Raw genomic sequence first — 6,706 nt, 5'->3', positions numbered from 1 at the left:
TCCTTAGCTCAGCTGGATAGAGTACCTGGCTACGAACCAGGCGGTCGGAGGTTCGAATCCTCCAGGACGCGCCACTCTTTAGGGTTTCTTAATGAACTCCTGATATTGGGAATACTGATATCAAAAACCGTGCGTCCTTAGCTCAGCTGGATAGAGTACCTGGCTACGAACCAGGCGGTCGGAGGTTCGAATCCTCCAGGACGCGCCACTCTTTAGAAAAAGCCTCGCTTATGCGGGGCTTTTTTGTATCTGAGAACTGGCCCCTTTCTTATCGATACTGTCCTCAGTCATTCCAGCGTTTCTGTTTTAAGATTGTGCGACTTCTTGCCATCAACTCATTGCTAAACCTTCAGATCTAACCTAATCGTTTATAACCGCCACAAGAAAGGATTACTCGATGTTAGGGAAGACTCTGATTGGCTGCACTCTTGGGTTGGTATGTGTAGCTCAAACCGCAAATAGCTCGGAAGGCGATGATATTCCTCAACGGGCTCAGACCGTCAGTGATGTTATAGACCGCCCAGGAGTGCTCACGCCGCGAGGACAGTGGTCATTCGACACATCACTCAGCTACACGCAAAACTCTTCAAATAAGGTCTCTGTGGTTGGTTATACCGTGTTACCAACGTTGATCGTGGGACGAATTGAGGTCAGTGATGCTGATAGAACTACAGTTACGGTTGGCTTAACCGCTCGCTATGGTTTGACCAACGCTACGGAATTGGAGGTTCGGTTACCCTACGTTTATCGAAACGACCAGATTGCAACGCGCCCTATTCAGGACGGTTCGAATGCTGACGTGGTCAATACAACAATCGATGGTGGTGGGATGGGAGATGTTGAGCTTGCGATTCGCCACCAGTTTAATTTTGATAGTGCACCTTATTGGGTCGGTGGTTTAAGAGTCAAATCCGATACTGGGCGTTCGCCTTACGATGTTTCTATAGACGAAGGCAGTAATTCCTTTAGTGATGTGCCGACGGGATCTGGTTTTTGGAGTTTTGAACCCAACATTTCAATGATCTACCCAACAGACCCAGCGGTGCTGTATGCAAGCCTGAGCTACATCTATAACTTGGAAGAGAATGTTACTGTTGGAGATACCAAAGCAGACGTTGATCTTGGTGATACCATTGCGTTAGCGGGAGGGATGGGCTTTGCCGTCAATCCAGACTTGTCTTTTTCGTTAGGGTTAAGCCACAAAACGATTTTGAAAAGTAAAGTGAACGGCAGCTCGGCTGATGACGCGAAGTTACTTCAATTGGATGCACTGACGTTTGGTGTTAATTATGCCTTTAGCCCTAGAGCATCGCTCAACGTAAGTGCGCAAGCTGGATTAACCGAAGATACCCCAGATTTTCAATTAACGATTCGTGTGCCATTTAATCTGTAGTAGATGAATACAGAGGAATTTAAGGGTTGTTGTGATGACAGCCCCTTTTTGTACAAGCGCTTCTTGTGGGCAATTATTGGAGGTGATTCAACAGTGCGTCTTCTAGTTGCTGGTTTGCACGAATTTGTTGCATTACGCCACTCACTTGCGCATCGATGTCGACCAGTGTACTTAAACCAATCACACTGTTATCTGTGGTGTTTTGAATGATGTTGATGATGCTGGAATTGATGAATTCTGAGCTAATGATATTTGGTTGATTCGGGTTCGTCACATCTGGTGAGTTTGCGCGGTTATCACTTATAAAGTTGCCTTCGCCAAATTGAATGATGTTGACGATGCCTTGATCGAGAGGGTTACCTAGACCATCTGAGCTATTGCTGCCGCTAATATTGGTAAGGTGGCCATTCTCAATAACTAAATTGGCAATGGTGGTATTTAGGATATCTTGTCCATTGATTGTGGTGGTAATACTTAATCCGATGTTGATGATGTAATCGTCAGTGACTTGAAAGCCACCACGAAGTTCGGACAACGAATTCGGTGGAAGTGGGGTTAACCCCGTTAGATCCACTTCATTCGCTAGAGAAAGTGTCGAAGTCAAAACACCGCATGTCAGAATCCACTTAGATAGCCTCATAACCACACCTCATCTAGTTCTCTCCAGCGACGGGGAGCGTAATGCTAAACACACCGAGAGAATCTCTTTGCACACCGCTTTCTAGGGGAGAGGAATGATAAATAGCAAACTTATCGTCAGTAATAAAACCAGATCGACCAACTTCAGCTTCGTTACGGATTAGAAGCACAATCCCTTGATAGTATTTCTGGAACTCTTCGTATTTCATGATCATGGTGCCCCGAGATGGATCGCCTAAGATCACGGAGTCTGCGTTCATTCCTCTGATCACCACGAAGTGCATGTAACCATCAAAATTGACGAGTGTGATCCCTGGGACCCCTACATTGCGAATCTTTTCTAATCCTACTTGAAAGCCGTCTGAGTTAAGTCCAATGGAATCGAGGTAAACTTTCATGTCTAGTAGTGAAAAGCCTTTCTCTTTGATCTTCTTTTTATCTCCCTTGTCGTACATGCTTTTAAAAATATCTTGTTCTGACGAAGGGGTTTGATAGTGATAGGTCAATAGAGAGGCTAGTGCTGCTGAACCACAACTGAAATCATACTGTTGACGAAATACATCACCAAATACGATTTCTTTGTAGCTTTTAACAGGTACAGAAAAATGTCCCCGATGAGGGAGAAACTCCAATGAATTGGCTGAAGCTGACAGAGCCAGCAACAGCCAAGGTAAGTTTTGCCAAACTTTCATATCAATATTTACTTGAGTGTCAGGTTAACGACGGTTGAGTTCTGGATTAGAACGTTGTTACCAGTATTCTGAATCACGCTCGATATCCCTGAACTGTCTGCGAACGCTCCTGGTGAGAGTATGTTGTTTCCGCTCACGGTATTGGTCGCTACGTTATCTGAAGAAATGCCATCTACATCTGATTCTGCATAAACAAGGTCTAGCTCAACATTCTGGCCACCTCGTGCTTCATTCATTGTTTCTAGACTGACACTTTCATCAGATAACGTTATGTCTTCTGCGTGTGCGGAAAAAGCAACTATCATACCCAAGGTACACAGTGCCAAACGCATCGCTTTCTCCTAGCTTCCTTTACTCACCACCGGTAAACACACTGGCATTGGTAGCAACAGACTGTTGAATCAGTGAGTTCGCTCCGGCATTTTGTGCCACAGTTGTAATACCCGCAGCACTATCTAAACCGCCAAGGTTATTCACGTTTTCAACTTTCACTTTTGCGTCTTTCTCTCCTGCATCGTAAGTGACCGATGCTGAGTGAACTTGCCCCATCACTTCCGAGTTTGCTACGACCATATCTGTATCCATGTTGATTTGGTTGAAGCTGTCCGTGTTAGTTGTGCTTGAGTCACTGTTGTCGTTGTAGCTATCGTTTGTGCTGCTATCGCTGTTGTCGTTCGCGTAGCTTCGGTTATCGCTTTGATCACGATTATCACTTTGATCACGATTGTCCGAGTTATTGTCAGCGTAACTACGGTTGTCACTATTGTCGTTGTTGCTGTCATTAACGCTTGAATCACTGTTATCGTTGTTACTACGACGAGTGGTTGTGCTTGAATCACTATTGTCGTTATTACTACGTGTAGTGTTCATGCTGGAATCAGAGTTGTCGTTTGCGTAACTACTGCTGTTGTCGCTGCTATCGCTTTGGTCACGGTTATCTGATTGATCTCGGTAGTCTGCTTGGTCACGGTTATCGCTGTTGTCGTTGTAACTGCCATTCGTACTTGAGTTGGAGTTATCGTTCGCATAGCTACTGCTGTTGTCATTATTGCTTTGGTTGGTACTCGCGTTGTGGTCACTGTTGTCGTTGTTACTACGCGTGGTGTTCATGCTTGAATCTGAATTGTCATTCGCATTGTTGGTACTACTGTTATTGTAGCTACCGTTAGTACTTGCATTGCTACTGTCGCTGTTATCACTGTTGTCGTTGTTACTCCGAGTCGTGTTCATGCTTGAATCAGAACTGTCGTTCGCATTATTCGTACTGTTGTTGTTGTAACTACGATTTGTATTTGCATCAGCACTGCTGGCGTCATTTGTGCTGCTGTTCGTTTGTGTAGTGGTTTGTGTTGCCGTGTTTGCGCTGTTCGTCCATTGCTTATTGTCATCGCCATCATCAATACCGTTAGCAGCTAATACTGAACCACTAAAAAGAATCGCTGACATTGCGATAGCAAGCCCTGTTTTGTTAAGAGTCATGTTGATTACTCCATTTCCTGATATTTCCTAATTAAAAATGACTGCACGTAAACTTCTTGCTGCCTCCTTAACTGCGGAAGCGAGAGAATTATAGGTAAGGGTTTTTGGGGGCGTTTCTTATGAATGAGAAAACTATCAGTAGTGAGTTGAATGAAGAATAGAAGCTAGTTGGCTTACTGATAAAAGCTAATTTTTATCATCAACTTAGTGAGAATAGCTCTCATTAGGGTGCTTCAAGTATGAAAATATCTGACTAATAAGGCTGAAAAAGTAGGTTTTTGCTCATCAGATGACTCAGCCTAAAATCCCAGCGGTTAAGTCGATGTTTAGACCCCTGAATTGAAGGTGTCAGTAAGAACAAGCAGTTAAATTAGGTTGGGTGGAAAGGTGTCGACTCTACATTTAAAAATGCTCAATCCTTTTGGTTATTTTACGTCGTAGGTGTGCCCGTAAAGTCAGCCTGAACTGCTATATTTTCTCTATTGATAATTTTATTGATCATCAATGTGGTGATCAGAAAACACTGGCACATGGAGGTAGGTAGTAAAGGTGTCAGCAAACAGTGGTGGATACTATGGGAACCAAACATCTTCTCCTTCTAGCGGAGAATAATCTTCAAACCAGTTTAATAGAGGGGCAATTATCAATCGCACCTGATGTAAAAGTCAGAACGTGTTTACCAGAAGAGGCCGTCTTTCGCAGTCATACCATGAGCATCGATCTTGTGTTTATTGACTATGACTTTATGAGGCGACTTGAATCCAGAGGTTTGCTCCCGGATTTTGATTTATTCGGTTGGCCGCTAATGATTCATAACGTACCAAGCGAGAGCGTTGAAAATGAATTGTTGCGATGGAAGCTACTTAAAGGCATTTTGCTACAAAGTGCTTCTGTGTCCCACATAAGCGAGAGTGTGGAATATATATTTCAAGGAGGATTGTGGTTACCAAGGGTGTATTTAGAAACGTTAATCAACAACTACAGACACTCGAATGTTTCGATGGAATGCCAACATGATTCGCTAACCAGTCGTGAGAGGCAAATTTTAGAGTTGCTGGCTTATGGAATATCAAACCAGCAGATCGCTTCACAGTTGTTTTTGTCAGAGAGTACGGTGAAAAGCCATATCTATAAGTTGTACAAGAAATTGGATGTACATTGCCGTCATGATGCTATCAAGATAGTGCGGATGAACGGGGGGTTAACCGCACAATAAGTACTCAAAAAAGAATGCGTAAATAATCATAAGCTCATTCAAGAGCGGCTAGTTTCACAACCCGAGGGGCAAACCTTTGCTCGTATCACCTTATTCGCATTTTACTTTTGGTGTGATTACTTAAGAAATAAATTGTAAATCAGTTGTTTTAATTTGGTTAAATCGACATAGGTTTCTGTTTTTATTTTATTTTCTGCCTTCATTTAGATTGATTTTTTGAAATACCAATCGCAGTTTTTATAATCACTTTAATTTAGTGTGGTTATAAGTTAAACATTCTTATGTTCAACGATGATTTTCTCTCGAATTGTGATCTGGGTAGTGAATAAATAATCAATATTAAAGATTAATTAAAAGCTTCCTTAAACAAAATTGACAAAATTTAACCAATCGAGATAATCCATTGGTCGGGATTTGACGCTATTAGAGTCCTGCGCATTGTCAGGATGACAAAGAAAGGAAGCAACATGACGAATATAGGAAGCCTGCTAGTAGATGCGGCCACCCTGATGCTAACAGGGATGGCGGTCGTATTTATTTTCCTCACCATTCTAGTTTATCTCGTTCGGCTTTTGTCGAGATTGGTACCAGAAGAAGTACCTGAGCCGATCGCAGCACCAAAAACACGCACCAACGTTCAATCAACCTCTTCAGCTGTTAGTCCACAAGTAGTGGCGGCGATTTCGGCGGCGATTCATAAACATCGCGCCTCTGTCGCGAAGTAGCCGAAAGATAGGATTAAAAAGGAGTTTAAGAGCATGTCTAAACTACTAGCTATTACGGATGTGGTCCTTCGTGACGCCCATCAATCACTGTTTGCTACGCGTATGCGTATCGAAGATATGCTGCCTATCGCAGCGGAATTGGACAAAGTTGGTTACTGGTCATTAGAGACCTGGGGTGGCGCAACTTTTGATTCTTGTATTCGATTTCTGGGAGAAGACCCATGGGAGCGTCTACGTGAGTTAAAAAAAGCAATGCCAAACACGCCGATGCAAATGCTACTTCGTGGTCAAAACCTTTTAGGATACCGCCATTATGCTGATGACGTAGTAGAGAAGTTTGTTGAGCGTGCACACGTTAACGGAATGGATGTGTTCCGTATTTTCGACGCAATGAATGACGTACGAAACTTTCAAACGGCTGTTAAGGCTGCTGTGGATGTTGGTGCACATGCTCAGGGTACGCTGTCTTACACGACCAGCCCAGTGCATAACACAGAGACGTGGGTGGATTTAGCAAAACGCTTAGAAGACCTCGGTTGTCACTCTCTGTGTATCAAAGACA

7 protein-coding genes, 1 tRNA gene and 1 pseudogene are annotated in these 6,706 nt (G+C 43.3%); 5 read left to right on the top strand and 4 right to left on the bottom strand.

What is annotated here, in order from left to right:
* Positions 1 to 131 precede the first annotated feature (131 nt).
* Positions 132 to 208, top strand: a tRNA-Arg gene (locus VJL_RS26050).
* Positions 209 to 397: 189 nt separating this feature from the next.
* Positions 398 to 1,393, top strand: a complete 996-nt coding sequence (locus tag VJL_RS26045; protein ID WP_038882253.1) for a transporter — start codon at positions 398 to 400, stop codon at positions 1,391 to 1,393.
* Between the two features lie 73 nt (positions 1,394 to 1,466).
* On the opposite strand, the gene VJL_RS26040 is transcribed toward VJL_RS26045, so the two are convergent.
* Genes VJL_RS26040 through VJL_RS26025 form a run of 4 tightly spaced genes read right to left on the bottom strand, consistent with a single transcriptional unit; the run spans position 1,467 to position 4,203 of the window.
* Entirely contained in the window at positions 1,467 to 2,033 is a 567-nt protein-coding gene (locus tag VJL_RS26040) for a hypothetical protein (protein WP_010643222.1), read from the bottom strand.
* Between the two features lie 13 nt (positions 2,034 to 2,046).
* On the bottom strand, positions 2,047 to 2,724 hold the full coding sequence (locus VJL_RS26035) for a C39 family peptidase (RefSeq protein WP_005534088.1): 678 nt from the start codon (positions 2,722 to 2,724) through the stop codon (positions 2,047 to 2,049).
* A gap of 8 nt (positions 2,725 to 2,732) precedes the next feature.
* Entirely contained in the window at positions 2,733 to 3,056 is a 324-nt protein-coding gene (locus VJL_RS26030; RefSeq protein ID WP_038870446.1) for a hypothetical protein, read from the bottom strand.
* 19 nt (positions 3,057 to 3,075) lie between these two features.
* On the bottom strand, positions 3,076 to 4,203 hold the full coding sequence (locus tag VJL_RS26025) for a hypothetical protein (RefSeq protein WP_038870445.1): 1,128 nt from the start codon (positions 4,201 to 4,203) through the stop codon (positions 3,076 to 3,078).
* Between the two features lie 574 nt (positions 4,204 to 4,777).
* On the opposite strand from VJL_RS26025, the gene VJL_RS26020 reads away from it, so the two are divergent.
* The 3 genes and pseudogenes from VJL_RS26020 to VJL_RS26010 all read left to right on the top strand — a co-directional run.
* Positions 4,778 to 5,419, top strand: coding sequence for a helix-turn-helix transcriptional regulator (locus VJL_RS26020; RefSeq protein WP_038870444.1), 642 nt, complete (start codon positions 4,778 to 4,780; stop codon positions 5,417 to 5,419).
* A 467-nt stretch (positions 5,420 to 5,886) separates the two neighbouring features.
* A complete protein-coding gene (locus VJL_RS26015; RefSeq protein ID WP_038870443.1) occupies positions 5,887 to 6,144 on the top strand; it encodes an oxaloacetate decarboxylase subunit gamma in 258 nt (85 codons plus the stop codon).
* A gap of 33 nt (positions 6,145 to 6,177) precedes the next feature.
* A pseudogene (locus VJL_RS26010) lies at positions 6,178 to 6,706 on the top strand (oxaloacetate decarboxylase); the annotation flags it as partial.

This window comes from Vibrio jasicida CAIM 1864 = LMG 25398 (assembly GCF_000400365.1).
Taxonomy (GTDB): domain Bacteria; phylum Pseudomonadota; class Gammaproteobacteria; order Enterobacterales; family Vibrionaceae; genus Vibrio; species Vibrio jasicida.
The sequence above is the reverse complement of the archived record's forward strand: the minus strand, read 5'-3'. Positions and strand labels throughout refer to the sequence as shown.